Below are 26,623 nucleotides of genomic sequence, written 5' to 3'. Positions count from 1 at the left end.
CGAAGACGTCGCGCCTGACGTCGGCCCAGCGCCACCGGCCCGGACGCCCGGCCCTCAGCACTCGACGACGTTGACGGCGAGGCCGCCGCGCGAGGTCTCCTTGTACTTGCTCTTCATGTCGGCGCCGGTCTGGCGCATCGTGAGGATGGCCTTGTCGAGCGAGACCTTGTGGCTCCCGTCGCCACGGATCGCGATGCGCGCGGCGTTGACGGCCTTGTTGCTCGCCACCGCGTTGCGCTCGATGCACGGGATCTGCACGAGCCCCCCGATCGGGTCGCAGGTGAGGCCGAGGTTGTGCTCGATGCCGATCTCGGCCGCGTTCTCGACCTGCTCGGGCGTGCCGCCCATGACCTCGCAGAGCCCGGCGGCGGCCATCGCGCACGCCGACCCGACCTCGCCCTGGCAGCCGACCTCGGCGCCGGAGATCGACGCGTTGATCTTGAACAGGATGCCGACGGCCGCGGCGGTGAGCAGGAACCGGACCACCCCGTCGTCGTCGGCGCCGGGCACGAACGTGTCGTAGTAGTGCAGCACCGCGGGCACGATGCCGGCCGCGCCGTTGGTCGGGGCCGTGACGATGCGCCCACCGGAGGCGTTCTCCTCGTTGACGGCCAGGGCGTAGAGCCCGACCCAGTCCATCGCCCGCATCGGGTCGGTGCCGTCGTCGGTGGCCTCGAGCGCGGCGAGCAGCCTCGGCGCGCGACGGGGCACCCGCAGGTTGCCCGGCAGCAGCAGCTCGGTGCGGGTGCAGCCCGCCTGCACGCACTGCTTCATGACGGCCCAGATGTGCAGCAGCTCGGCCCGCACCTGCTCCTCGGTGCGCCACGTCAGCTCGTTGGCGAGCATGACGTCGCTGATGCTCATCCCCGTCTCACGACAGGTCGCGAGCAGCTGATCGCCCGTCGTGAAGGGATGGGGCAGGGGCGTCTCGTCGAGCACGACGCGGTCGGCGCCCACCGCGTCCTCGTCGACGACGAACCCGCCGCCGACCGAGAAGTACGTGCGCTGCTCGAGCAGCCCGCCGGCCTCGTCGAAGGCCCGCAGCGTCATGCCGTTCGGGTGCGCCGGCAGGCTCTGGCGACGGTGCAGCACGAGGTCGACCTTCGGCTCGAAGACGACGGTGGGACCGCCCGCCAGGCGCAGCTTGCCGCCGACGAGGGCCTCGTCGGCGTCAGCCTGGGCCCGGTCGGTGTCGACCGTCTCGGGCCGGTTGCCCTGCAGCCCGAGCACGACGGCCCGGTCCGACCCATGCCCACGCCCGGTCGCGCCGAGCGAGCCGTACAGCTCGGCCTGCACCCGGTCGACGCGGGCCATCTCACCCGTGTCCTGCAGCGTCGTGACGAAGCGCAGGGCCGCCCGCATCGGGCCCACCGTGTGCGACGACGACGGGCCGACGCCCACGGTGAACATGTCGAGCGTGCTGAGCGCCATCAGTGCGGCCTCACGACGAGCCGCGCGCGCCGGGCCGGCGGGCCCCGAACTCGCCCATGGCGTCGACGAGCCAGCGACCGAGGTGGTCGGCGAACGACGAGCGGGGCAGCAGGCGCCATGTGTCGTCGGCGACGCGCCACAGGGCGACGTTGACCGAGCCGACGCGGGTGAGGATCGCGGTGCCGACCGGGAACGAGCGCGGGTGCAGGTCGGCCGGGCAGCCCTTCTCGAGCACGAGGCGCGCCGACGGGCCGGAGAGCTCGAGCGTGGTGCGGTTGGCCGACACGTCGACGACGGCGCCGGCGAGACCCTCGACCGGCGCGACGAGCCGCGGGGGCAGCTCGGGCGCGAAACCGTCTGCGACGACGAGGAACTCGCCCGGGCCGAACCACAGCACCGACGCACCGTCTCCCGCCGAGACCTGGCCGCACCGCTCGGGCAGCAGCAGGCCCAGGGCCTGCTCGACGCCGGCGGCCACGTCCGACCCGCGCGCCACCTGCACGGCGACCATCGTGACGAACGGGACCTCGCGCAGGGTGACCCCGCGGTCGCCCGACACGGCGGCGGCGGTGAACGCCTCCGTCAGGTGCGCCGCAGGGCTGACCGCCCCCAGGGCGACGGGGTCGCCCACCCGGGCCGACGCGGCGGCCACGGTCGAGACCGACCCGGCCCCGTCGGCATCCGGGCCGTCGGCTCCCGGGGTTCCCGCGCCGGGTCGGGCGGTGTCGGGGCGGGGGCGGGTGGCGGTCAGGGTGGTCGTGGTGTCAGCCATCGCGGCGGGTCCCTTCGGGGTCGTAGAGCACGGTGTCGCCGATGACGACGTCGACGAAGTCGTCTCCGACGGCGGCGGTGACGGTCTGGCCGATGCGGTCACGGCCGCCCCGCACGAGGGCGAGGGCGAACGACCGGCCGAGGGCGACGCTGTGGTAGCTCGAGGTGACGTGTCCGAGCATCGGCACGATGCCGGTGTCGGGGTCGGCGGTGGCGCCGGCCTCGACGAGCTGGCACCCCTCGGGCAGACGCAGCGCGGGGTCGACCGGCAGCAGCGACACGAGGTGCTTGCGGTCAGGGCGTGCCGTGTCGCTGCGCAGATACGAGCGCTTGCCGATGAAGTCCTTGGCCTTGCTGACCACCCAGGCCATGCCGGCGTCCTGCGGGGTGACCGTGCCGTCGGTGTCCTGCCCGACGATCGGGTAGCCCTTCTCGGCGCGCAGCACGTGCATCGTCTCGGTGCCGTACGGCGTGATGTCGAACTCCGCCCCGGCCTCGGCGACGTCCTCCCAGACCTGGCGGCCGTACCAGCCGGACACGTTGACCTCGTAGGCGAGCTCGCCCGAGAACGAGATGCGGCACACCCGCGCGGGGATGCCCGACGCGAGCGTCACCTCGCGGTAGGTCATGAACGGGAAGGCGTCGTTGTCGACGTCGAGGTCGGGCGCGATGCGCGAGACCACCTCGCGCGACCTCGGGCCGACGACGGCGATCGTCGTCCACTGCTCGGTGACCGAGGTGAGGGTGACGTCGAGGTCGGGCCACTCCGTCTGGTGCCACTCCTCGAGCCAGTCGAGCACCCGGGCGGCGCCGCCGGTCGTCGTCGTCATGAAGTAGCGGCTGTCGTCGAGCCGCAGCGTGACGCCGTCGTCGAAGATCATCCCGTCGAGCGTGCACATGACGCCGTAGCGGGCCGATCCGGGCGCGAGCTTCTTGAAGGCGTTCGTGTAGACGAGGTTGAGGAACTCGCCCGCGTCAGCGCCGCGCACCTCGATCTTGCCGAGCGTCGTCGCGTCCATCATGCCGACCGACGCCCGCACGGCGGCGCACTCGCGGCGGACGGCGTCGTCGATCGACTCCTCGCCCTGCGGGTAGTACCAGGGCCTCAGCCACTGCCCGACCGCCTCGAACTGCGCGCCGTGCTCGACGTGCCACGGGTGCACCGAGGTGACGCGGGCGGGGTCGAACAGGTCGCCGCGGTCGCGACCGGCGAGGGCGGCGAAGGCGACGGGCGCGTACGGGGCGCGGTACGTCGTCGTGCCGACCTCGCCCGGGCTCGAGCCGCCCTGGGCCGTGGCGATGACGCCGATGGCGTTGACCGCCGACGTCTTGCCCTGGTCGTTCGCGGTGCTGATCGAGGTGTAGCGCTTGATGTGCTCGACGCTGCGCATGCCGGTCCTGGCCGCGCGCATGACGTCGCGCACCGTCTGGTCGCGCTGCAGGTCGACGAAGTGCGTGTCGAGGCCGTCGAGCTCGCCGTCCTCGCCGCGCACCACCCAGAGGGGGCGCGTGGGGCCGGGCGCCACGGCATCCGGCACGACGGCCGAGGCCGCCTCGGCACCGCTCTCGCTGACGAAGCCCGCGTTGAAGGCGGCGGCCGCGCCGGCCCGGGTGCCGTCGGCGAGGCACCCGTCGAGGGTGAAGACGCCGCGGGCGGCGCCGACCACCTGCTGGCCCTCGACCGTGTCGGCGGGCACGAAGGCGGCCAGCTCGTCGTGCCAGCGGACCTTGCCCTGGCGGTGGCAGTGCAGGTGCACGACCGGGCTCCAGCCGCCCGAGACGGCGACGAGGTCGCAGTCGACCTGCTCGGGCTCACCGACGGGGGTGCCGTCGTCGTCGACCGCGCTGACGGTCGCGCTCTCGACGCGGGGGTCGCCGGACGTGCCGACGACGGTGGCACCCGTCACGACGCGGATGCCGGCGTTACGGGCCACGCGCGCCGGCTCGGTCAGCGCGGTGCGGGCGTCGGCCACGGCCGCGACCTCGACGCCGGCGGCGACGAGCTCGTGCACGAGCGGGTAGACGCTGTCGTTCGTCGTCGCGACGACGACCCGCGAGCCCACAGCCACGCCGTGCCGGCCGAGGTAGGTGCGCACCGCGGAGGCGAGCATCACCCCGGGGCGGTCGTTGTCGGCGAAGACGAGGGGGCGCTCGTGCGCCCCGGCGGCCACGACGACCTGCTGCGCCCGGATGTTCCACAGCCGCTGGCGCGAGACACCGGTCAGGTCGGGTGACGCCGCGTCGGCGCCGAGGTGGTCGGTGCGGTTCTCCAGGGCGTTGACGTAGTGCGAGTCGTAGCTGCCCATGGCGCTCGTGCGCGTCAGCACGGTGACCTCGGGGTGGGCGTGCAGCCGCTCGACGGTCTGCTCGACCCACTCACCGGCGGGGAGGCCGTCGACGGTCGCGCCGGGGTCGGACAGCAGCGAGCCGCCGAGGCGGGGCTGGTCGTCGACGAGCACGACGCGGGCACCGGAGGCCGCGGCCTGGAGGGCGGCCGACAGGCCGGCCGGGCCGCCACCCACGACGAGCACGTCGGCGTGCACGTACTTCTTGTCGTACAGGGCGGTGTCGCGCTCGGGGTCGAGCTCGCCGACGCCCGAGAGGTAGGTCGCCTCGAGCCCGTCGACGAGCTCGATCGCCGTCGCGGGCAGCATCGACTCCGAGACGGAGTGCCCCGGCCGGCGCACCTGCACGAGCGCGTTGGGCTCCTCGAGACCGGCCGAGAGGATGCCGCGGGGCCGGCCACGGTAGATCGAGCTGCCGACCTGCACCCGGCCGTGGGCGAGAAGGGCGGAGGCGAGGGTGTCGCCCGGGTGGCCGGTGAGGGTCTCGCCATCGACGGTGAAGGTCAGCGTCGTCGAGCGGTCGACGAGGCCGCCCTCGGCCAGGCGGTTCGGCTGGGCGGTGGGGGTGCAGCTCGTGTTGCTCGCTGTGGTGCTCACGGGGTCCCTCCGGTGAGGACGGGGCGGGGGTCGCCGAGGCGGTAGACCGCGGCGATGCGGTAGGTGGCGGTGTCGCGCACGACGTTGAACCACGTGCGGCAGCCGGAGGCGTGCACCCAGCGCTCGGCGAACAGGCCCTTGGGGTTCTCGCGGTAGAAGAGGAAGCGGCCCCACTCCTCGTCGGTGAGGGCGTAGGGGTCCTCGGGGTGGGCGACGTGCGCCTGGCCGCCGTAGTGGAACTCGACCTCGTCGCGGGGCCCGCACTCCGGGCAGGGGATGAGGATCATCGGTCTCTCCTGTCGTGCCGTGTCGTGTCGTGTCGTGGGCTGGGCTGGGCTGGGCTGGGGGTCAGTGCGCGACGCCGGCGGCGCCGTGCTCGTCGATGAGGGCGCCGGTGGTGAAGCGGTCGAGCGAGAACGGCGCGTTGAGCGGGTGCGGTGCGCCGGTCGCGATCGTGTGGGCGAAGGCCCAGCCCGACCCCGGGGTGGCCTTGAAGCCGCCGGTGCCCCAGCCGCAGTTGACGAAGAGGTCGTCGACGGGGGTGCGGTCCATGATCGGCGAGGCGTCCATCGTCACGTCGACGATGCCGCCCCACGTGCGCAGCAGGTGCGCGCGGGCGAAGATCGGGAAGAGCTCGACCGCCGCTGCCATCTGCTTCTCGATGACGTGGAATCCGCCGCGCTGGCCGTAGCCGGTGTAGCCGTCGACGCCGGCGCCCATGACGAGCTCGCCCTTGTGGGCCTGGCTGACGTAGACGTGCACGTGGTTGCTCATGACGACGGTCGGGTGCACGGGTAGGTGCAGCTCGGAGACGAGGGCCTGCAGCGGGTGCGACTGCACCGGCAGCTCGACGCCGGCGAGCGTGGCCAGCACGCTCGAGTGCCCGGCGGCGCAGAGGCCGACGCGGCCCGCGTTGATCGTGCCGCGGTTGGTCTCGACGCCGACGACGCGGTCGCCCTCCTTGACGAAGCCGGTGACCTCGCAGTTCTGGATGAGGTCGATGCCGTACTCGTCGGCCTTGCGGGCGAAGGCCCAGGCGACGTGGTCGTGCTTGGCGATGCCCGCCCGCGGCTGGTACGTCGCCCCCATGACCGGGTAGCGGATGTCGTCGCCGATGTTGATGATCGGGCAGAGCTCCTTGACCTGCTTCGGGTCGAGCCACTCGGCGTCGATGCCGTTGAGGCGGTTCGCACTGACCCGCCGCACCGACTCGCGCACGTCGCCGAGGGTGTGGGCGAGGTTCATGACGCCGCGCTGGCTGAAGAGGAAGTCGTACTCGAGCTCGTCGGGCAGGCCCTCCCACAGCTTGAGGGAGTGCTCGTAGATCGCGGCCGACTCGTCCCACAGGTAGTTCGAGCGGATGATCGCCGTGTTGCGGGCCATGTTGCCGCCGGCCAGCCAGCCCCGCTCGAGCACCGCGACGTTGGTGATGCCGTGGTTCTTCGCGAGGTAGTAGGCGGTGGCGAGCCCGTGGCCGCCCGCGCCGACGATGACGACGTCGTACGACTTCTTCGGCTCGGGGTTGCGCCAGAGGAACTCGGGGTGCTCGGGCAGCGCCTGCGTCGGCGCCCCCGCCAGAGGCGCCATCAGCGGGCGCCCACGAGCTCGGCGGCGGGCACCACGTCGGCATCCGACTCGGTCTCTGGCTCGGTCTGCGAGCCGACGGCGCCCGAGAAGCGGGGGAGATCGGCGTAGAGCGGATGCCGGGCGGCGAGGGCCGTGACGCGGGCGCGGAGGGCGTCGCGCACGTCGTCGCCGAGGTCGGCCTGCAGGGCGGTGGCGATGACGTCGGCCACCTCGGCGAAGTCGGCGTCGTCGAAGCCGCGGGTGGCGAGCGCCGGCGTGCCGATGCGCAGGCCCGAGCTGACCATCGGCGGGCGCGGGTCGAAGGGGACGGCGTTGCGGTTGACCGTGATGCCGATCGAGTGCAGCCGGTCCTCGCCCTGCTGGCCGTCGAGCTGCGAGTCGCGCAGGTCGACGAGGACGAGGTGCACGTCGGTGCCGCCGCTGACGACGGAGACGCCCGCGGCGGCGACGTCGTCCTGCAGGAGGCGGTCGGCGAGGATGCGGGCGCCGCGCATGGTGCGCTCCTGGCGCTCGCGGAACGGGGTCCCGGCGGCGAGCTTGAAGGCGACGGCCTTGCCGGCGATGACGTGCTCGAGGGGCCCGCCCTGCTGGCCCGGGAAGACGGCGGAGTTGAGCTTCTTGGCCAGCGCCTCGTCGTTCGTGAGGATGACGCCACCGCGCGGGCCGCCGAGCGTCTTGTGCGTCGTCGACGTCGTCACGTGGGCGTGGGGGACCGGGCTCGGGTGCAGGCCCGCGGCGACGAGGCCGGCGAAGTGGGCCATGTCGACCATGAGGTAGGCGCCGACGAGGTCGGCGATGCGGCGGAACTCGGCGAAGTCGAGGTGGCGGGCGTAGGCCGACCAGCCGGCGATGACGAGCTTCGGCCGGTGCTCGAGGGCGAGGCGCTCGACCTCGGCCATGTCGACGCGCATGCTCTCGCGGTCGACCTCGTAGGCGGCGACGTCGTAGAGGCGGCCGCTGAAGTTGATCTTCATGCCGTGCGTGAGGTGCCCGCCGTGGGCGAGCGACAGGCCGAGGATGGTGTCGCCCGGCTGCAGCAGCGCGGCCATGACGGCGGCGTTGGCCTGGGCCCCCGAGTGCGGCTGCACGTTGGCGTATTCGGCCCCGAAGAGCGAGGTGAGCCGGTCGATGGCGAGTTGCTCGACGACGTCGACGTGCTCGCAGCCGCCGTAGTAGCGCTTGCCGGGGTAGCCCTCGGCGTACTTGTTCGTCAGCACCGAGCCCTGGGCCTGCATGACCGCGACGGGCGCGAAGTTCTCGGAGGCGATCATCTCGAGGGTGCCCTGCTGGCGCTGCAGCTCGGCGTCGACGGCCGCGGCGACCTCGGGGTCGGTCTCGCCGAGCGGGGCGGTCAGTTCGTGTCCCACGGTGACTCCTCAAGGCCCTGCGGCCCTTGGTATGTGACTGGTATATCAACTGGCGATCACGAGTATGCTGGCCGTCGATCAGGGTTGTCAACCGGCCCACCCGCACGAGAGCGAGACCCCGTGAGCATCCACCTGCTGCCCGCCCACGACGACGAGCGCGGCACCGCCGTCTCCCTCGCCGACCTCGCCTACAGCCGGCTCAAGGACCGTCTCGTCATGCTCGACATCCGCCCCGGCGAGCCGATCAACGACGTCGCGGTCGCTGCCGAGCTCGGCATCGGGCGCACCCCGGTGCGCGAGGCGCTCAAGCGCCTGGAGACCGACCACCTCGTCGTCTCGTACAACCGTCGCGGCACGTTCGCGACGGGCGTCGACGCCACCGAGCTCGGGGCGATCAGCGAGATCCGGCAGCTGCTCGAGCCGCACGCGGCCCGCCGGGCGGCGCAGAACGCGACCGCGCCGATGCGCGCCGAGATGCGCGAACGGGCGGTCGAGGTGCGCGGGCTCGAGGTGCAGGACGGCGACCGCGCCGGCTTCATCGCCGAGGACATGGCGGTGCACAAGCTCATCTACCGGGCCACGGGCAACCCGCACCTCGAGGACGTCCTCGTCCGCTACGACAACCTCGCCACCCGCATCTGGTGCCTCGTCATCGACAAGCTGCCCGACCTCGCCTGCCACGTGGGCGAGCACGGGGTGCTGCTCGAGGCCATCGCCGACGGCGACCCCGACGAGGCCGCCCGCCTCGCGCTCGCCCACGTCACCGACTTCGAGGCCGCCATCCGCTCCGTCCTCTGACCGCACCCGCGCTCACCCCGTCGAGAGGCCAAATAGACCCCGTCGAAAGGTCACGTCCTGACCCCGAGCCCGGATGCCGTCGAGTGGCCACGTATCGACGGCCGGGCACGCCCCGGCATCCTCGGCGCTGACCGGGCCATGGCGCGGAAATGGACAGGATCGCGCGTGCCCGACGTCCGAGATCGGGCCGCGGCGCGGTTCCGGACGGGCGGCGCGACGAACCGTGTCCGGAACCGGGCCGCGGCCCGATCCGGGCGCCGCAGTCGTGGAGCCGGCGCTGGCCCGTGCCCGGATCGTCAGCGGAACCACCCTTGACGGCATCCCGAGGGCGGTGCATTGTTCTCCACAGCACAATAGGTCGCGCCATACGCAACAAACGGCCGCCCGGCCGCCACGAGCAGCGGGTGACCGAGCGCGGCCCAGAGGTCCGGAACCACCTGAACGCACGTCTTCGCCTCGCGTCACCGACCCCTTTGTCGGCGGGCCCCTCCAGCCGCCGAGCGCCGCAGGCAGACCTCCCCACGGCGACCACGCCGTGCGGCGGCATGCCCACGCGCGGGCCGGTCTCGCGACAACCAGGAGGGAGGCCGTCAGACGATGGCCAACGACGTCAGACCTGTCACCGACCCGACCGACGGGAGCGGGCCCGAGCCGGTCCCCGGGGTCACCCCACCGTCGGCACCGCCCGCGCTCGTCGCCCCCACCGACCCGACGTCCGAGCCGCTGACCAGTGCCGAGGCGGCCGAGCAGCGCTACCCCACCGACAAGGTCGTCTTCGGTGTCGCGGCCGCGCTCGTCGTCGCGCTGCTGGCCTGGGGCCTCACCAGCGCCACGACCCTGAGCGAGGTCGCCGGCAGCGTGCTCAAGGGCATCATCACCGGCGCCGGCTGGGGCTTCGTGCTCGTCGCGAGCGGCTTCGTCGTCTTCGCGCTCTGGCTCGCCTTCAGCCGCTACGGCCGCATCCCGCTCGGTCGCGACGACGAGGGGCCCGAGTTCCGCACCGTGTCGTGGGTGGCCATGATGTTCAGCGCCGGCATGGGCATCGGCCTGATGTTCTACGGCGTCGGCGAGCCGCTCGCGCACTTCACCTCGCCACCGCCGAACACCGTGTCCGCCGGCACCCCGCAGGCGATCGACGTCGCTTTGGCGACGACGCTCTTCCACTGGACCCTGCACCCGTGGGCCATCTACGCCGTCGTCGGCCTCGCCATCGCCTACGGCGCCTTCCGCCGCGGCCGCCGCCAGCTCATCAGTGCCACCCTCACCCCGCTTCTCGGTCGCGAGCGCGTCGAGGGCGGTTTCGGCCGCGCCATCGACATCCTCGCCATCTTCGCCACGCTCTTCGGCTCGGCCGCCTCGCTCGGTCTGGGCGCGCTGCAGATCGGCGGCGGCCTCATCGCCGGCGGCTACATGACCTCGGTCGGCACACCGCTGCTCGTCATCATCATCGCGGTGCTCACCGCCGCCTTCGTCGCCTCCGCCGTGTCGGGCGTCTCGAAGGGCATCCAGTGGCTGTCGAACACGAACATGGTGCTCGCCGTCGTGCTCGCCCTCGTCGTCTTCGTCGGCGGCCCGACGATCATGATCCTCAACCTGCTGCCGACGATGATCGGCGACTACTTCTCCGACCTCACTGAGATGGCCTCTCGCACAGCGGCTTCCGGCGGCGACGCCACCGCCACGTGGCTCTCGGGCTGGACGATCTTCTACTGGGCGTGGTGGATCTCGTGGACCCCCTTCGTCGGAATGTTCATCGCGCGCATCAGCCGCGGTCGCACCATCCGTGAGTTCGTCGCCGGCGTCATCCTCATCCCGAGCACCGTGACGCTCGTGTGGTTCGCCATCTTCGGTGGCGCGGCCATCAGCGCCCAGGACAACGGCACGAACCTCGCCGAGCGTCCCATCGAGGGCCAGCTCTTCGGACTGCTCGACACCCTGCCGCTCGGCGCGGTGCTCGGCATCATCGCCATGACGCTCGTCGCGATCTTCTTCGTCTCGGGCGCCGACGCGGCCTCGATCGTCATGGGCACGCTGTCGCAGCGCGGCACCATCCACCCGTCGAAGCGGGTCGTCATCTTCTGGGGCGTCATGATGGGCGCGATCGCTGCCCTCATGCTCGTGGTCGGCGGCAGCGACGCGCTGTCCGGCATCCAGAACATCACGATCATCATGGCGGCGCCGTTCGCGGTCGTCATGGTCGCGATGTGCCTCGCTCTGTTCAAGGAGCTTCGTCAGGATCCACTGGTCCGACGCGGAGTCCGCTGCGAGACGGCCATCGAGCAGGCCGTCGACTTCGGCACCAAGGAGTACGGCGACGAGTTCCGTCTCTCGGTCAAGCCGCACAAGGATGCCGGGGACGTGACCTCCGTGACCGCGCCGTCGGGGTCCGACCAGCGCACCTGACCGTCGCATCCGTGGGGACCGAGGCGTCGCCGTCACCTGACGGCGACGCCTCGGCTACCCGGCATCCGGCTTCGTGGAGGTCACGGGGTGGGCCTACCCGCCCAGTGCCCGGTGTGCGAGTGTGTGCGTCAGGCGCAACAGCGTCGACCAGAGTCGCGGGGGAGGAGACCGATGGCGATCGCCCGTTCCGAGTCCGGTGGCGGTCTCCAGTCGGTCGACCGGGCCCTCCAGGTGCTCGAGCTGCTCGCCGAGTGGGAGCTCGCCGGTGTCAGTGAGATCGCCGACGAGATCGGCGTGCACAAGTCGACCGCCTTCCGGCTGCTCAACGCCCTCGAGGCGCGCGACCTCGTCGAGCAGACGACCGAACGCGGCAAGTACCGCCTCGGCTTCGGGCTGGTTCGGCTGGCCCGTCGCGTCAACGTCCAGCTCGACCTCGACGAGCAGGCCCGGCCGCTGACCGAGCAGCTCGCAGCCCTCCTCGGGGAGTCGATCAACGTCGCCGTGCTGCGCGAGCACTTCGCCGTCAACGTCGTGCAGTCGCGCGGGCAGGGCTCGGTCGTCAGCCACAACTGGATCGGCCAGCTGACCCCGTTGCACGCGACGTCGAGCGGCAAGGTGCTGCTCGCCCACCTCGGCGCGGCCGAGCGCGAGGAGCTGCTGGCCCGCTCCCTCGACCGCTACACCCCCAGCACGCACACCGACGTCGAGGCCCTGCGCGCCGAGCTCGACGCCGTCAGACAACAGGGTTTCGCCGCCTCGTACGGTGAGCTCGAGGTCGGGCTGAACGCCGTGGCCGTGCCTGTCCGCGGGGCCGACGGCGACGTCATCGCCGCCCTCAGCGCGTCCGGGCCGGTGTACAGGCTCAGCCCCGAGCACCTCACCGACAAGGTGGCGCCGCTGCGGGCGACCGCCGCGCAGCTGAGCCGCCGCCTCGGCTACTGGGGCGACGAGGCGTAGGGGCCGACCATCGTCCCCGCCACGCCTGCATCGAGTCGCGTGGGAGAGCTGCGGGCTCGTTCCCGCAGGCTCCGGCTGGCGGTGGGGGTGCTGCTGCTCCTGCTCGGCCTGTCGCTGGCGCTCAAGCCCTTCGCCTCGCTGGTGGTGCTGCTCGTCCTCGTGGCAGCCTCCCTCGTCGTGGCGGGTGGCGGTGAGCTGCTCCGACGCGACTCTCCCGGCGGCCGGCACCGCCGGGTCGGCGCGGGAGCCCACCTGATGGCCGCCGTCGTGGTCCGGGCCTGGCCCGGGGCGACGATACGGGTCATCGCGGTCGCGGTGGCCGCGGCCCTGCTCGTCGGTGGGGCGGCGGACCTGCTCGCGGCGCGCCACCTCACTGCGACGGCCCGGTACGACGCCGTCGTGGGCGGCGCGACCTCTGTCGTGCTCGGCGTGCTGGCGCTCGCCTGGCCGGACGTCAGCGTGCTGGTCGTCGCGGTGCTCTTCGGTGCCCGGGTCGCGATGGCCGGTGCCCGGCTCGTCGTCGCCGGCATCCGGGGTGACCGCGTGCCGCAGCTCGCGGCCCGCCGTCCGCGTGCCGGCCGACGAGGGGGGTGGCTGCGACTGACGGGCTCGGTGGTCGGTGCCGCGGTCGCCGTCGTGCTCGTCGTCGTGTCCGTGGCCCTCCAGCGCAACGTGCCCCACCCGGACGCGTTCTACGACACACCCGAGGACGTCTCGGCCGCCACGCTCGCCCAGCCGGGACGTCTGCTGCGGAGCGAGCCGTTCACCAGCGCCGAGATCCCGTCCGGCGCCGCGGCATGGCGCATCCTCTACACCACGACCCGCGACGAGGGGCGCCCGGCGACCGCGTCCGGCCTCGTCATCGCCCCGGTCTCCGCCGTGAGAGGGCAGGGGGCCCGGCCGGCCACGGTCGTCGCGTGGGCCCACGGCACGACCGGGTTCGCGACCGGCTGCGCCCCCTCGATCCTGACCGGCGGCCTGGCCGCGGGCGCGATGACGATCCAGGACCTCGTGGTCGAGCGGGGATGGGCCATGGTGGCCACCGACTACGTCGGGCTCGGCACCCCCGGCCCCCACCCGTACCTCATCGGTCAGGGGGAGGGCCGCTCGGGCCTGGACGCGGTGCGGGCGGCTCACCGCCTCACGACCGTCGACCTGGCCGAGGACACCGTGGTGTGGGGCCACTCGCAGGGCGGGCACGCGGCGCTGTGGGCCGGCATCCTCGCTCCCACCTACGCGCCCGACGTCCGGGTGGACGGCGTGGTCGCCCTCGCCCCTGCCAGCGGCCTCCCCGGCCTCGTCGACGGCCCGGGGGAGGTGACGGGCGGGGCGCTGTTCGCCGGCTTCGCCGTCTCCGCGTACGCCGCCACCTACCCCGACGTGAGGTCGTCCGACGTCGTGCGACCGGGGGCGCGCATCCTCGTCGACGAGATGGCTGGCCGGTGCCTGGCCGAGCGGAGCGTCGTGGTCTCGGCGCTGACCGCCCTGTCGCTGGACAAGCCCGTGTGGTCGGGTGACCCGGACTCCGGTGCGTTCGGCCGTCGGCTCCACGAGAACGTTCCCGTCGGACCCGTCGAGGCGCCCCTGCTCGTCGCCCAGGGCACCGCGGACACGCTCGTCGTGCCCACCGCCCAGGCGGCGTACGTCCGGGCCCGCTGCCGGTCGGGGTACCAGGTCGACTACCGCACGTACGAAGGGCGTGGTCACGTCTAGCTCGTCGCGCCCGACTCGCCCGCCGTCACCGACCTGCTCGCCTGGACGTCGGACCGCTTCGCCGACGTGGCCGTCAGTCCGGGGTGCTCCTCCACCGCGCGGTGACCCGCGCCCGACGGCTACCCCCGGGCGAGCTCGTCGAGCAGCCGGCGGCAGCGTGCGGCGATGTCGTCGCGGATGAGGCGCATGCGGTCGGGCCCGTCGATGCCACGGTCGGAGGGCTCGTCGGTCGCCCAGACCTCGATGCCGGGTGACCGCATCCCGGGGACCGGGTCGAGCCGGGCGCTGGTGCCCAGCACGACGACGCGGTCGGCGCGGGCGAGCAGGCCCGGGTCGACGGCCTTCGGGTGCCCACCGCTCATGTCGGCGCCGACCTCGGCGACCGCAGCGGCCGACCCCGCGTTGAGGGCGGGGCCGGGGCGGGTCCCGGCGGAGTGGATCTCCACGTCGACCTGCCCCTCCCGGGCGAGCTGGCGCAGCAGGGCGGCCGCCATCTGCGACTTGCCGGCGTTGCTGACGCACACGAAGAGCACCGTCGGCACGGCGAGGCCGAGGTCGGACGCGTCGTCGTGGGTCACGAGCCGGCCTTCCGGTCGGCGCTACGGGGGTCGGTGGCCTCGTCAGGGGTGGTGAACCGGCGGCGCAGCGCGAGGCTGACGTAGACGAGCCCGACGAGGGCGGGGACCTCAATGAGGGGTCCGACGACGCCGGCGAGGGCCTGCCCCGAGGTGGCGCCGTAGGTGGCGATGGCGACGGCGATGGCGAGCTCGAAGTTGTTGCCGGCGGCGGTGAAGGCCAGGGTGCTCGAGCGGGCGTAGCCCAGGCCGAGATGGGCGCCGAGCGCGAACCCACCACCCCACATGAGCGCGAAGTAGAGCAGCAGCGGCAGCGCGATGCGGACGACGTCGAGCGGGCGGGAGGTGATGGCCTCGCCCTGCAGGGCGAAGAGGATGACGATGGTGAACAGCAGCCCGTACAGCGCCCACGGACCGATGCGGGGGAGGAAGGTCGTCTCGTACCAGTCGCGCCCGCGGGCCCGTTCGCCGTACCGGCGGGTGAGGTAGCCGGCGAGCAGCGGCACACCGAGGAAGACGAGCACGGAACGCGCGATGGCCCAGGTCGAGGTCTCGAGCCCGGCCTGCTGCAGCCCGAGCCAGCCGGGCAGGACGGAGAGGTAGAACCAGCCGAGGGCGGCGAAGGCGACCACCTGGAAGACCGAGTTGAGCGCGACGAGCACCGCGGCGGCGTCACGGTCGCCGCAGGCCAGGTCGTTCCAGATGACGACCATGGCGATGCAGCGGGCGAGGCCGACGATGATCAGCCCGGTGCGGTAGGCGGGCAGATCGGGCAGGAACGTCCAGGCCAGCGCGAACATGAGGGCAGGCCCGAGCACCCAGTTGAGCAGGAGCGAGGAGCCCAGCAGCCGCCGGTCACCGGTGACCGACCCGAGCCGGTTGTAGCGGACCTTGGCCAGCACCGGGTACATCATGACGAGCAGCCCGAGGGCGATCGGCAGGGACACCCCGTCGACCTGCACGGCGGCCAGCCCTTCACCGAGACCGGGCACGAGCCTGCCCAGGGCCAGCCCGGCGAGCATGGCGAGCCCGATCCAGACCGGCAGCCAGCGGTCCAGCCGTGAGAGCCGACCCATCACGGGCGCCTCGGTCGGCCGGGCCGACTCTGTGGTGCTCACGCGGTGACCCCCGTCGAGTCGACCGGCTTGCTGGCTCGCACGATGGCGGAATGCATCCCCGCGGCGGCCTCGTGGGTGTACTCGACGGTCGCGTGGGTGAACCCGACCGCCGCGAGGCCGGTCAGGTACTCGCTGCGGGAGAGCGCGCCGGCGATGCAGCCGACGTAGGAGCCGCGCTCGGCCCGGTCGGCCGGGGTCAGGTGGTCCTCGGCCACGACGTCGGAGACACCGATCCGGCCCCCGGGGGTCAGCACGCGGAACATCTCGGCCAGCACGGCCGGCTTGTCGGTCGACAGGTTGACCACGCAGTTGGAGATCACGACGTCCACCGACCCGTCCGGGAGGGGCACGTCCTCGATGGTGCCGCGCAGGAACTTCACGTTGGTGGCCCCGGCCCTGGCACGGTTGGCCTCGGCCAGCTCGAGCATCTCCGGGGTCATGTCGACCCCGTAGGCGAAGCCGGTGGGCCCGACCCGCCTCGCTGAGAGCAGCACGTCGATGCCGCCACCGGAGCCGAGGTCGAGCACCCGCTCGCCCTCGCGCAGCTCGGCGACCGCGATCGGGTTGCCGCAGCCCAGGCTGGCCGCCAACGCCTCGGCCGGGACCTCGCCTCGCTCCGACGTCTCGTAGAGGCCAGCGCCGAACGCCTCGTCCACCTGCGGGGTCGTCTCCGGAGAGCAGCAGGACGCGTTGTCGACGGGCGCGTAACAGTCGGACGGCGCTGCCTGCTCCACGACCGCCAACGGGTTCGTCGCGCCGGCCGCGACTGCCCGGGCCGCGTCCGCGTAGCGGGCTCTGACCTGCTCGCGGAGCTCGTCGTCGGTGCTCATCCCCACTCCTCGCATCGATTACCGTCTATGCGAGAACGATGCTCCATCCATCGATGGCTGTCAATGCGTGGCATGCTGGCCCCATGAGCACTGCAGTGACCGGCGAGGCTGTCCCGGGTGGCCACAACGGCACGGCCACCGAGGCCCCAGGTCAGGCGTGCTGCACGAGCGTCACCCGCGGCCTCCTGTCGGCGCCCGAGGCGGAGCGGCTGGCCCGCTCCTTCAAGGCGCTCGGCGACCCGACGAGGGTCCGGCTCCTCTCGCTCATCGCAGCCGCCGACGGCGGTGAGGCGTGCATCTGCGACATGACCGAGGTGGTGGGCCTCTCGCAGCCCACCGTGAGCCACCACATGCGCCTGCTCACCGAGGCGGGCCTCGTCACCCGCGAGCAGCGCGGGCGGTGGGCCTACTACGCCGTCGTCCCGGGCGCCCTCGACGGTCTCAGCGCCTCACTGGTGTCGGCGACCCGGTGACGACAGCCCGGGTGACCACGGCCCGCTGACCACCGCCCGGTGGCGATCACCCCGTGACCGCCACCCGGCATCCTCACGACGCCCGCACACCGCCACCAGACCGCAGTCGACCGCACCAGGTGTCAGTCAGCGGCCGCCTCGGTGGCCCACGCCTGGAACTCGGCGATGTGGTGCTCGCTCGGCACGAGCACGCCACCGTCGGCGTACTTCGACGAGTCGGTCGCGGCCTGGCACAGCTCGCACGCGTCGAAGTCCTGCTGGTTGACGAGGTCGAAGAGGCGCACCGACTTCTCGAGGTCGACACCCGAGGCGACGACGTCGGGCAGGTAGAGCCAGTCGCACTCGACGATCGTACGGTCGGGGGCCATCGGGATCATCCGGTGGAAGATGACGTGGTCGGGCACGAGGTTGACGAAGACGTTGGGGCGGATCGTCACGGCGTAGTAGCGGCGGTCCTGGTCGTCGGTGACGCCGGGCAGCCGGTCGACGCCCTCGGACCCGTCGACGGTGAAACCCTTGACGTCCGAGCCGAACTCGGCGCCGTGACCGACGAAGTACTGCGCCGCGAAGCCGTCGGCGAACTCGGGCAGCACCTCGGTCAGCTCGGGGTGGATGGTCGCGCAGTGGTAGCACTCCATGAAGTTCTCGACGATGAGCTTCCAGTTCGCCTTGACGTCGTAGACGATCCGCTTGCCCACCTCGAGGGTGTCGACGGAGTAGTGGTCGATCGACTCGATGTCACCGAGCCGGCTGCGCACCGCACTCATGACGGTCTCCTCGAACGAGGGCGCCTCGTCGGCGACGCAGATCCACACGTACCCGAGCCACTCCCGCACGTGGGCGGTGTGCAGCCCGTACTGCTCGCGCCCGACGTCGGGCATCTTCGTGAGGTTGGGGGCGGCGATGAGCTTGCCGTCGAGGTCGTAGGTCCACGCGTGGTACGGGCACTGGAACGAGCGGGCACCCGTGCCGCCGTCGGTGCTGCAGACCCGCGCACCGCGGTGGCGGCACACGTTGAAGAAGGCCCGCACCGCCCCCTTGCGGTTGCGGCTGACGATGATGCTCTCGCGGCCGACCTGCACCGTCCTGAAGTCGCCCGGCTTGGGCAGCTCGCTCGAGCGCACCGCGCAGAACCACATGCGCTCGAAGATGCGCTCCTGCTCGCGGGCGAACACCTCGGGGGAGGAGTACGCGCTCCCCGGCAGGGTGCGCACGAGACTCTCCGAGATCGACTCGCCGGCGTGCTCGAGGATCGCCGGGTCGACGGTGGGCTCGGTGATGGTCATGGGGTGGGCTCCTTCGCGGGCGTGGTGTCGGAGGCGTCCGGATGCCGGTGGGCCCGGTCCAGGGGTGAAGCGGGTCAGGCGGGGGTGGCCACGGTCGCGTCGGCCGGGACCGCCGGGACCGCCGGGGCGGTGACGGGCGCGGGGTCCGCGAGGCGCCGACGGATGCCGGCGAAGACGCGGGGCTGGTCGAGGGAGACGACGGCGACGGTCTCGCCTCCGCGACGGAACACCGCGGTGAAGGAGGCGTCGTCGAGGGTCGCGCCGTCCTGCAGCTCGCCTCCGGTCTCGAGGTCGTCGGCGAGGAAGGTGTAGCCGGCCAGCTGCAGCCGTCGTCCGTACAGGTCCGACCACGCGTACGGCGGCCGGGAGGGCGGCAGCCGGTCGGCGCCGGTGAGGGCGGCCGCGACGACGGCGCCGCGTTCCTTCGCCGAGGTCCAGTGCTCGACCGGGTGGTGGTGGCCGAGGCCGGGGTGGAACCACACCGCGCAGTCGCCGACCGCGTAGACGCCGGGCACGTCGGTGGCACCGGTGCCGTCGCAGCGCACCGCGCCCTTGGCGGCCGGGTCGAGGGTCACGCCCGAGCCGCGCAGCCAGCCGGTCGTCGGGTCGGCGCCGACGCCGAGCACGACCGTGGCGGCCGGCACCCTCTCACCGGTGGAGAGCTCGACGACGAGGCCCTCGGCCGCGTCCGCCACCCCCGCTGCGTCCGCGGCATCCGCGGGTCGCACGCCGACGACGCGGGCCCGGCCCACGACCTCGACGCCGTGCTCCGCGTGCAGCCGGGTGACCGACGCGGCGAGGGGGCCGAGGGCGGCGGAGAGGGGGAGGGCGTCGGGCACGACGAGGGCGACCCGGCATCCGAGCCCGCTGGCGGTGGCCGCCACCTCCGAGGCGATGAAGCCACCACCGACGACGACGACGCGGCCGCCGTCGTCGGAACGGGCGTGCAGCGCGGCCCGCAGCGCGACGGCGTCGTCGAGGGTGCGCAGCACGTGCACCCCCGGCAGCCCGACGCCGGGCAGCGTGCAGCGGGCCGACGCGCCGGTGGCGAGCACGACGCCGTCGCCCTCGACGGTGTCGCCGCCCGAGAGCTCGACGCGGGCACCGCCGCCGGGCAGGGGGGTCAGGCCGACGGCCCGCTCGCCGAGCCGCCACGTGGCGTCGAGGTTCTCGTCCTCGGCCTCGAGGGAGAGCTCGACCTGCGCGTGCAGGTGGCCGAGGAACTCCTTCGACAGCGGCGGGCGGTCGTACGGGCGGTGCAGCTCGTCGCCGACGACCGTCAGCCGCCCGGCGAACCCCCGGGCGCGCAGGGCCCGCGCGGTCGACAGGCCGGCGAGGGAGGCGCCGACGACGACGACGTGCTCGGGGCCGGTGGGCGTGGGGGCCTGCGCCGTCGTCATGAGGCGGTCGCGCCGGGACGCACCCCGGGAGGCAGGTTGGGGGCCTCGGTCGACATCGTCACGTAGACGGTGTCGTCGGTGACGGTGACCTCGTGGGTGCGGATGCCGACCTTGGCCGGCGGGGCGTCGACCCGGCCGGTCCGCAGGTCGAAGCGGGAGGCGTGCAGCGGGCACTCGACCTCGCACCCCTCGAGCCAGCCGTCGGCGAGCGAGGCGTCCTGGTGGGTGCACGTGTCGTCGACGGCGAAGAACTCGCCGTCCTCGGTGTGGAAGACCGCGATGGGGATGCCGTCCGTCTCCGGGGCGTCGATGCGCAGCCCCTCTCCCGGCTCGATGGCGGAGCGTGCACAGGCGGGGAACATGGCTCGCGGACTCCTGGGATCGACGGGTCGACGGGTGCAGACGAGGTGCAGACAGGCGGGAGAAGCAGGTGCGGATCGTGGTGGGGCGGCGCCCGGCCAGCCGGTGCTCACTGCGGTGCGTCGTTGCATCCAGTGCGACTGCGTGCGTTCTGCGCAACGATGACGGCTCGGCGGTGGCGGCGTCAAGAGGTCGACCACCCCGCGTCCACCCCGCGTCCACCCCGCGTCCACCCGGCGGGTCGACCCGTTGACGGCCCTCGGAACAGGCGTGTACGGTCCGGCCAAATATATTAGATGGATACCAATCCCGAGGAGGCCTCGTGCCGACCGACTCCGCCACCGCCACCCTGAGCGCACCCCTGGCTGCCGGCCCCGCGGCATCCGGTCGCCCGCGGGGGGTGCTGACGCTCACGTGCCGCGAGCGCCCCGGCATCGTCCAGGCCGTCACGAGCTTCCTGCTCGAGCACGGGCTCGACATCGTCGAGCACCACCAGTTCGACGACAGCGAGCGCGAGACCCTCTTCCTGCGCACCGCCTTCGCGGCCGACGACGTGCTCGACGTGCCCACCCTTGAGCGCGAGTTCGCCTCCGTCGCAGACGGTTTCGGCATGACGTTCGCCTTCCACGGTGAGGAGAAGCCGCGGCTGCTCGTCATGGTGTCGAAGTTCGGGCACTGCCTCAACGACCTCATCTTCCGCTGGCGCGCGGGCACGCTCGGCGGCGACATCGCCCTCGTCGTCTCCAACCACCCCGACCTGCGCCCGATGGCCGAGGCGGCGGGCCTGCCCTTCGTCCACGTGCCCAGCACGGCGGCGACGAAGGCCGAGGCCGAGGCGCGGCTGCTCGAGCTCGTCGCCGTGCACGACATCGACCTCGTCGTGCTCGCCCGCTACATGCAGATCCTCTCCGACGACCTCTGCCGGTCGCTCGAGGGGCGGGCCATCAACATCCACCACTCGTTCCTGCCCGGGTTCAAGGGCGCCAAGCCCTACCACCAGGCCTACGCGCGCGGCGTCAAGCTCGTCGGCGCCACCGCGCACTACGTGACACCCGACCTCGACGAGGGCCCGATCATCGAGCAGGAGGTGATCCGCGTCGACCACGGCCACCACCCGAACCGCCTCGCCACCGTCGGCCAGGACGCCGAGTGCCTCGCCCTCTCGCGCGCCGTGCGCTGGCACTGCGAGCACCGCGTGCTGCTGCACGGCTCGAGCACCGTCATCTTCCGCTGACGTCGGACCGCCTGCCCCGTCCTGCCTGCCTCGCCCCCGACCACAGCCCCGACCACCGCCCCCGACCACAGCAAAGGCTCGATCACCATGGCCGCACCACGAATCGTCATCATCGGCGCCGGCATCGTCGGGACCAACCTCGCCGACGAGCTGGTGGCCCGCGGGCACACCGACGTCACCGTCGTCGAGCAGGGACCCCTCGGGATGCCGGGTGGTTCGACTTCGCACGCGCCCGGTCTCGTCTTCCAGACCAACCCGTCGAAGGCGATGACCCTCTTCGCGCAGTACACGGTCGAGAAGCTGCTGTCGCTGACGAAGGACGGGCGCTCGTGCTTCGACCAGGTGGGCGGCCTCGAGGTCGCCACCACCCCCGAGCGCGTCGCCGAGCTGAGGCGCAAGGCCGGCTACGCCGCGTCGTGGGGCGTCGACGCCCGCCTCGTCGACACGGAGGAGTGCCTGCGGCTCTACCCGCTGCTCGACCGCGAGCAGGTGCTCGGCGGCCTGCACATCCCGACCGACGGGCTCGCCCTCGCCGCCCGCGCCGTCCAGCTGCTCATCGAGCGCACGACCGAGGCCGGCGTCACCTACCTCGGCTCGACGCCCGTCACCGGCATCGAGCAGGCCGACGGTCGCGTCACCGGCGTGCAGACGCCCGACGGGGTCGTCCCCGCCGACGTCGTCGTGTCGTGCGCCGGCTTCTGGGGCGTCGAGATCGGCGCCATGGTCGGGCTCGACGTGCCGCTGCTGCCGCTCGCGCACCAGTACGTCAAGACCACTCCCGTGCCCGCGCTCGCCGGGCGCACCGACGTGCCGAACGGGGCGACCCTGCCGATCCTGCGCCACCAGGACCAGGACCTCTACTACCGCGAGCACGGCGACCGCTACGGCATCGGGTTCTACGGCCACCGTCCGATGCCCGTCGTCGCCGCCGACCTCGGTCGCACCCCCGACGAGGTCGACGAGCACCACATGCCCTCGCGGCTCGACTTCACCGCCGACGACTTCGCGCCGGCGTGGGAGGCCTCGCAGTCGCTGCTACCCGCGCTGCGCGAGGCGCAGGTCGACGACGGCTTCAACGGCATCTTCTCGTTCACCCCCGACGGCGGCTCGGTCGTCGGGCAGTCGCCGACGGTCGACGGGTTCTGGGTCGCCGAGGCGGTGTGGGTCACCCACTCCGCCGGCGTCGCCCGCGCGGTCGCCGAGGTGCTGACGACGGGGCGCTCGCAGGTCAGCCTCGCCGAGCTCGACCTTTCCCGCTTCGAGGACGTGCAGACGACCAAGGCCTACGTCAGCGAGACGTCGCAGCAGAACTTCGTCGAGATCTACGACATCCTGCACCCGCACCAGCCGAAGGAGTCGCCGCGCGGGCTGCGCGTCAGCCCCTTCCACGCCCGGCACCGCGAGCTCGGCGCGCGCTTCCTCGAGGGCGCCGGGTGGGAGCGGCCCTACTGGTTCGAGGCCAACGCCCCCCTCGTCGAGCAGCTGCCCGAGGAGTGGCAGCCGGTGCCCCGCGACGAATGGGCCTCGCGCTTCTACTCGCCGATCGCGGCGGCCGAGGCGTGGAAGACCCGCACCGCGGTGGCGATGTACGACATGACCCCGCTCAAGCGGCTCGAGGTCTCGGGGCCCGGAGCCGAGGCGCTGCTCCAGCGGCTGACCACCGGCGACGTCTCGAAGAAGCCCGGGGCCGTGACCTACACGCTCCTGCTCGACGAGGCGGGCGGCATCCGCAGCGACATCACGGTGGCCCGCCTCGACGACGAGACGTACCAGGTCGGCGCCAACGGCCAGCTCGACCTCGTGCACCTCACGCGCGAGGCGCGCCACCAGCGACAGGCCGACCCGTCGCAGTGGGTGCAGGTGCGCGACATCACCGGCGGCACGTGCTGCATCGGGCTCTGGGGGCCGCTCGCCCGCGACCTCGTCGGCTCCATCTGCGACGACGACCTCAGCAACGACGGGCTCAAGTACTTCCGGCTCAAGAAGGCCACCATCGGCGGCGTGCCCGTCACCGTCATGCGGCTGTCGTACGTCGGCGAGCTCGGCTGGGAGATCTACACCTCGGCCGACCTGGGCCAGCGGCTCTGGGACGTGCTGTGGGAGGCGGGTCAGGCGCACGGCGTCGTCGCGGCCGGCCGCTCGGCGTTCAACGCGCTGCGGCTCGAGAAGGGCTACCGGTCGTGGGGCGCCGACATGACGACGGAGCACGACCCCTTCGAGGCGGGGGTCGGCTTTGCGGTCAAGGCGACCAAGGAGGCGTTCGTCGGCAAGGAGGCACTGGAGGGCCGCTCGGAGCAGACCGCCACCCGACGGCTGCGCTGCCTCACCGTCGACGACGGCCGGTCGGTCGTGCTCGGCAAGGAGCCGGTGCGCGTCGACGGCGAGGCGGTCGGCTACGTCACGAGCGCCGCGTTCGGCTACACGATCGGCAAGCCCATCGCCTACGCCTACCTGCCCGCGTCGGTGCAGGAGGGTGACGCCGTCGAGATCGAGTACTTCGGGGATGCCGTCAAGGCGACCGTCACCGCGGAGCCGGTCTACGACCCGTCGATGTCGCGCCTGCGCGGCTGAGGTCAGGGGCGCGCGAGCCGGGCGGGCCGGCATCCGCTGCCCCGAATCCCGCCGCGGCCCGGTTTCGGACGGGCGCGACCGCCGAGCGCTGTCCGGAACCGCGCCGTGGCGGGAAAGGTGCACGCGCTGCTCGGAATCCAGCCGCGGCCCGGTTCCGGACGGGTGCGGCCACCGAGCGCTGTCCGGAACCGCGCCGTGGCCCGGAAAAGAGCGCGCGCCGCCCCGTCCTGCCCTCCTACGGTGACGGGATGCTCGTCGTCTTCGCCCGTATCGGGGTGCGCCGCTACGAGGTGCGCGTCCACCGCGAGCTCGCCACCGACCTGCTCATGAGCCCCGCTCCCGGGTGGAACGACCTCGTGCCCCACGATCTCGTCCACCTCGTCGTCGAGCACCGGTTCGGCCTGCGCGACGGCATCTTCGGGCAGCTGGCCGCGGGCGGCAACGCGTGGACCTTCGTACCGACCCAGGAGCAGCGCACCCGAGCCTGGGCGAGGCGGGTCGAGCGTCGCAACCGCGCCCGCGGGACGCAGATCGGTCGCTCCGAGCAGCTGGCGTCCGCGGTGCTGCCGGTGTGGCTGCGCCGGCGAGGACTCGCCCCCGACCCCGCCCACGCCGCGGCCACCTCGACCCTCCCCGAGGGCGACCTCGACACCCGGGACCTCGAGCTCGCCCTGGCCGACCTCGACGAGCTCTCGACCCGGTGGCAGGCGCTGGCCGTGGGCGGATCCGTCGAGGTCGAGTGGCCCTGGCCCGAGGTCGGCGGCTCACGCCGCTGACCGCCGATCGCACCCGTCACGGCGATACCGGCCAGGCTCATCGGGGCGGATGCCGACGCCGTCGACCTGGGGTGAGACACTCACCGGTCGGACCGATTATCACCTGACGTTTTAGTTCCTATAACGTCCTGACGTGACCGGCGGGCCTCATCCCGCCCCGTCCGACCGACGCCGTCGCCGCCGTCACCCCGAGCCTGCCCCCCGGCATCCGGCCGGCCCCTCGTCGCTGCCCGGGCGCCCGTCGGCGCTCGCCCCGCCCATCCCGCACGCCCCGACCGCCACCCGTTGAAGGACACCATGACCCTGCGCTCCCGTTCCCTGGCCCTCGCCTCCGGCGCCGTCGTCGCCCTCGCCCTGACCGCCTGCGGCGGCGGGTCCGACGCGGGGTCCGGCACCGCCGACGCCACCAACCCGTACGGCCTGCAGACGCCGGGCACGCTGCGCGCGGGCACGCTCACCGACGCGCCGCCGAACGTCTACCTCAAGGACGGGAAGTTCACCGGCTTCGACAACGACCTGCTCACCGCGGTCGCGGCCAAGCTCGACCTCAAGGTCGAGTTCGTCGGCACCGAGTTCAGCTCGCTGCTCGCCCAGGTCAAGACCCGCAAGTTCGACATCGGGTCGTCGTCGGTGAGCATCACCGAGGCCCGCAAGAAGACGGTCGACTTCACCAACAAGTACGACTTCGGCTTCCTCGGCCTCGACGTGCCGGCCGACTCGGCCATCACCTCGTTCGACCAGCTCGCCGGCAAGCGCGTCGCCGTCGTGCAGGGCACCGTGCAGGACGACTACGCCACCCGCGAGAACCTCGACCCGGTGCGGGTCCCCGACTACAACGCGGCCCTCAACCAGCTGCGCGCCGGCACCGCCGACGCGTGGATCACCCCCGCCGAGATCGGCGAGAAGACCGCCGGCGACTCCGGCGGCAAGATCAAGGCCGTCGCCAAGCAGCTCGACCCCGGCGGCATCGCCTACGCGGTCGCGCCCGACAACGACGCGCTGCGCGAGGCGATCAACACGGGCATCGACGAGGTCGTCGCCGACGGCACGTGGGCGAAGCTGCAGAAGCAGTACTACCCGAGCCGTGAGATCCCCGCCGACTTCGTCCCCGGCAGCGGCAAGGGCGCCTCCTCCGCGGCCGCGGCGTCCTCGACGACCGCGCCCTGACGGCATCCGCCGCCGACCGACCGCGAAGGACACGGCATGGACATCCTCAACACCCTGCGCGAGACGTTCCTCGACTGGGGCGCCATGCGCGAGGCGCTGCCCGAGCTGCTGACCGTCGGGCTGCGCAACACGCTGCTGCTCGCGATCTGCTCGGGCGTCATCGGCACGGTGCTCGGCATGGTGCTCGCCGTGTGCGGGCTCTCGAGCCGGCGCTGGCTGCGGTGGCCTGCTCGAGTGTTCACCGACGTCTTCCGCGGTCTGCCGGCGGCGGTCACCATCCTGCTCATCGGCGTCGGGCTCTCACCCGTCGGCCTGCAGATCTGGGGCACCAACCCCTACCCGCTCGGCATCCTCGCCCTGTCGCTCATCGCCAGCGCGTACATCGGCGAGATCTTCCGGTCCGGCATCCAGAGCGTCGACCAGGGCCAGCTCGAGGCAGCCCGGGCCCTCGGCTTGAGCCGCACCTCGGGCATGCGCCTCGTCGTCATCCCGCAGGGGGTGCGGCGGGTGCTGCCGGCGCTCGTCAACCAGTTCATCGCGCTCATCAAGGAGAGCTCGCTCGTCTACTTCCTCGGGCTGCTCGCCAGCCAGCGTGACCTCTTCCGCATCGGGCAGGACTCCGCCGCCAACAGCGGCAACCAGTCGGCCCTCGTGCTGGCCGGCCTGTTCTACCTCGCCATCACGGTCCCGTTGACCCACGCGGTCAACGCCATCGACCGGCGACTGCGTGACGGTCGTCGCGCCGACCGCGGCGAGGCGCCGGAGCCCACCGAGCGCGCCACCCCCGCCGACCCCCTCACCCTGACGCAGGAGACCCGGTGACCACCTCGACGCCCGCCTCCACCCCCGATCACGAGCCGGTCG

Annotated in this window: 22 protein-coding genes; 10 read left to right on the top strand and 12 right to left on the bottom strand. The window is 72.7% G+C overall.

The window, feature by feature from the left end; translation table 11 throughout:
- Positions 1-54: 54 nt before the first annotated feature.
- The 6 genes from DFJ68_RS15460 to glyA all read right to left on the bottom strand — a co-directional run bounded on the left by DFJ68_RS15460 (position 55) and on the right by glyA (position 8,098).
- Complete coding sequence (locus tag DFJ68_RS15460; RefSeq protein ID WP_121034501.1) at positions 55-1,431, bottom strand: L-serine ammonia-lyase; 1,377 nt, start codon at positions 1,429-1,431, stop codon at positions 55-57.
- A gap of 10 nt (positions 1,432-1,441) precedes the next feature.
- Positions 1,442-2,203, bottom strand: coding sequence for a sarcosine oxidase subunit gamma (locus tag DFJ68_RS15455; protein ID WP_121034500.1), 762 nt, complete (start codon positions 2,201-2,203; stop codon positions 1,442-1,444).
- Positions 2,196-5,144, bottom strand: coding sequence for a sarcosine oxidase subunit alpha family protein (locus tag DFJ68_RS15450; RefSeq protein ID WP_121034499.1), 2,949 nt, complete (start codon positions 5,142-5,144; stop codon positions 2,196-2,198). Before DFJ68_RS15450 ends, DFJ68_RS15455 begins: the two co-directional genes overlap by 8 nt.
- Positions 5,141-5,431 (bottom strand): sarcosine oxidase subunit delta, encoded by a 291-nt coding sequence (locus tag DFJ68_RS15445; protein ID WP_121034498.1) that lies wholly within the window; start codon positions 5,429-5,431, stop codon positions 5,141-5,143. Before DFJ68_RS15445 ends, DFJ68_RS15450 begins: the two co-directional genes overlap by 4 nt.
- A gap of 61 nt (positions 5,432-5,492) precedes the next feature.
- The gene (locus DFJ68_RS15440; protein WP_121034497.1) at positions 5,493-6,731 is read right to left on the bottom strand and encodes a sarcosine oxidase subunit beta family protein; all 1,239 of its coding nucleotides are present in this window, start codon (positions 6,729-6,731) and stop codon (positions 5,493-5,495) included.
- Positions 6,731-8,098: a serine hydroxymethyltransferase gene (glyA, locus tag DFJ68_RS15435; protein WP_121034496.1), complete on the bottom strand. Its 1,368-nt coding sequence runs from the start codon at positions 8,096-8,098 to the stop codon at positions 6,731-6,733. Before glyA ends, DFJ68_RS15440 begins: the two co-directional genes overlap by 1 nt.
- A 126-nt stretch (positions 8,099-8,224) precedes the next feature.
- Here glyA and DFJ68_RS15430 point away from each other — a divergent pair, with 126 nt between their 5' ends.
- From DFJ68_RS15430 to DFJ68_RS15415, 4 genes are all read left to right on the top strand, one after another.
- The gene (locus DFJ68_RS15430; RefSeq protein WP_420823674.1) at positions 8,225-8,896 is read left to right on the top strand and encodes a GntR family transcriptional regulator; all 672 of its coding nucleotides are present in this window, start codon (positions 8,225-8,227) and stop codon (positions 8,894-8,896) included.
- Positions 8,897-9,493: 597 nt separating this feature from the next.
- The gene (locus DFJ68_RS15425) at positions 9,494-11,299 is read left to right on the top strand and encodes a BCCT family transporter (protein WP_121034494.1); all 1,806 of its coding nucleotides are present in this window, start codon (positions 9,494-9,496) and stop codon (positions 11,297-11,299) included.
- Positions 11,300-11,470: 171 nt separating this feature from the next.
- On the top strand, positions 11,471-12,256 hold the full coding sequence (locus DFJ68_RS15420; protein WP_121034493.1) for an IclR family transcriptional regulator: 786 nt from the start codon (positions 11,471-11,473) through the stop codon (positions 12,254-12,256).
- A gap of 81 nt (positions 12,257-12,337) precedes the next feature.
- A complete protein-coding gene (locus tag DFJ68_RS15415) occupies positions 12,338-13,969 on the top strand; it encodes a lipase family protein (protein WP_245963688.1) in 1,632 nt (543 codons plus the stop codon).
- A gap of 119 nt (positions 13,970-14,088) precedes the next feature.
- On the opposite strand, the gene DFJ68_RS15410 is transcribed toward DFJ68_RS15415, so the two are convergent.
- Genes DFJ68_RS15410 through arsM form a run of 3 tightly spaced genes read right to left on the bottom strand, consistent with a single transcriptional unit; the run spans position 14,089 to position 16,492 of the window.
- Positions 14,089-14,547, bottom strand: coding sequence for an arsenate-mycothiol transferase ArsC (locus DFJ68_RS15410; RefSeq protein ID WP_276330709.1), 459 nt, complete (start codon positions 14,545-14,547; stop codon positions 14,089-14,091).
- A complete protein-coding gene (arsB, locus tag DFJ68_RS15405; RefSeq protein WP_121035435.1) occupies positions 14,544-15,620 on the bottom strand; it encodes an ACR3 family arsenite efflux transporter in 1,077 nt (358 codons plus the stop codon). Before arsB ends, DFJ68_RS15410 begins: the two co-directional genes overlap by 4 nt.
- A 38-nt stretch (positions 15,621-15,658) precedes the next feature.
- On the bottom strand, positions 15,659-16,492 hold the full coding sequence (arsM, locus tag DFJ68_RS15400; protein ID WP_121034492.1) for an arsenite methyltransferase: 834 nt from the start codon (positions 16,490-16,492) through the stop codon (positions 15,659-15,661).
- Between the two features lie 83 nt (positions 16,493-16,575).
- On the opposite strand from arsM, the gene DFJ68_RS15395 reads away from it, so the two are divergent.
- The gene (locus DFJ68_RS15395) at positions 16,576-16,965 is read left to right on the top strand and encodes an ArsR/SmtB family transcription factor (protein WP_121034491.1); all 390 of its coding nucleotides are present in this window, start codon (positions 16,576-16,578) and stop codon (positions 16,963-16,965) included.
- Positions 16,966-17,087: 122 nt separating this feature from the next.
- Here DFJ68_RS15395 and DFJ68_RS15390 read toward each other — a convergent pair whose 3' ends face one another.
- The 3 genes from DFJ68_RS15390 to DFJ68_RS15380 all read right to left on the bottom strand — a co-directional run bounded on the left by DFJ68_RS15390 (position 17,088) and on the right by DFJ68_RS15380 (position 20,013).
- Positions 17,088-18,251, bottom strand: coding sequence for an aromatic ring-hydroxylating oxygenase subunit alpha (locus tag DFJ68_RS15390; RefSeq protein ID WP_121034490.1), 1,164 nt, complete (start codon positions 18,249-18,251; stop codon positions 17,088-17,090).
- A gap of 74 nt (positions 18,252-18,325) precedes the next feature.
- Positions 18,326-19,651, bottom strand: a complete 1,326-nt coding sequence (locus DFJ68_RS15385) for an NAD(P)/FAD-dependent oxidoreductase (RefSeq protein WP_121034489.1) — start codon at positions 19,649-19,651, stop codon at positions 18,326-18,328.
- Positions 19,648-20,013, bottom strand: a complete 366-nt coding sequence (locus tag DFJ68_RS15380; RefSeq protein ID WP_121034488.1) for a bifunctional 3-phenylpropionate/cinnamic acid dioxygenase ferredoxin subunit — start codon at positions 20,011-20,013, stop codon at positions 19,648-19,650. The genes DFJ68_RS15385 and DFJ68_RS15380 overlap by 4 nt, the downstream gene beginning before the upstream one ends.
- 320 nt (positions 20,014-20,333) lie before the next feature.
- Here DFJ68_RS15380 and purU point away from each other — a divergent pair, with 320 nt between their 5' ends.
- From purU to DFJ68_RS15355, 5 genes are all read left to right on the top strand, one after another.
- Positions 20,334-21,245 carry a formyltetrahydrofolate deformylase gene (gene purU / locus DFJ68_RS15375; RefSeq protein ID WP_121034487.1) on the top strand — a complete coding sequence of 304 codons (912 nt, stop codon included), beginning with the start codon at positions 20,334-20,336 and terminating at the stop codon, positions 21,243-21,245.
- A gap of 87 nt (positions 21,246-21,332) precedes the next feature.
- Entirely contained in the window at positions 21,333-23,816 is a 2,484-nt protein-coding gene (locus DFJ68_RS15370) for a GcvT family protein (protein ID WP_121034486.1), read from the top strand.
- Between the two features lie 248 nt (positions 23,817-24,064).
- Positions 24,065-24,592 (top strand): hypothetical protein, encoded by a 528-nt coding sequence (locus DFJ68_RS15365; RefSeq protein ID WP_121034485.1) that lies wholly within the window; start codon positions 24,065-24,067, stop codon positions 24,590-24,592.
- Between the two features lie 297 nt (positions 24,593-24,889).
- Positions 24,890-25,759, top strand: a complete 870-nt coding sequence (locus tag DFJ68_RS15360; RefSeq protein WP_121034484.1) for an ABC transporter substrate-binding protein — start codon at positions 24,890-24,892, stop codon at positions 25,757-25,759.
- 36 nt (positions 25,760-25,795) lie between these two features.
- Complete coding sequence (locus DFJ68_RS15355) at positions 25,796-26,581, top strand: amino acid ABC transporter permease (protein WP_121034483.1); 786 nt, start codon at positions 25,796-25,798, stop codon at positions 26,579-26,581.
- The last annotated feature ends 42 nt before the right edge of the window (positions 26,582-26,623 follow it).

This window comes from Terracoccus luteus, from assembly GCF_003635045.1.
Classification (GTDB): domain Bacteria; phylum Actinomycetota; class Actinomycetes; order Actinomycetales; family Dermatophilaceae; genus Terracoccus; species Terracoccus luteus.
Note: the sequence above shows the minus strand (reverse complement) of the source record. Positions and strands in the feature narration are given on the sequence as shown.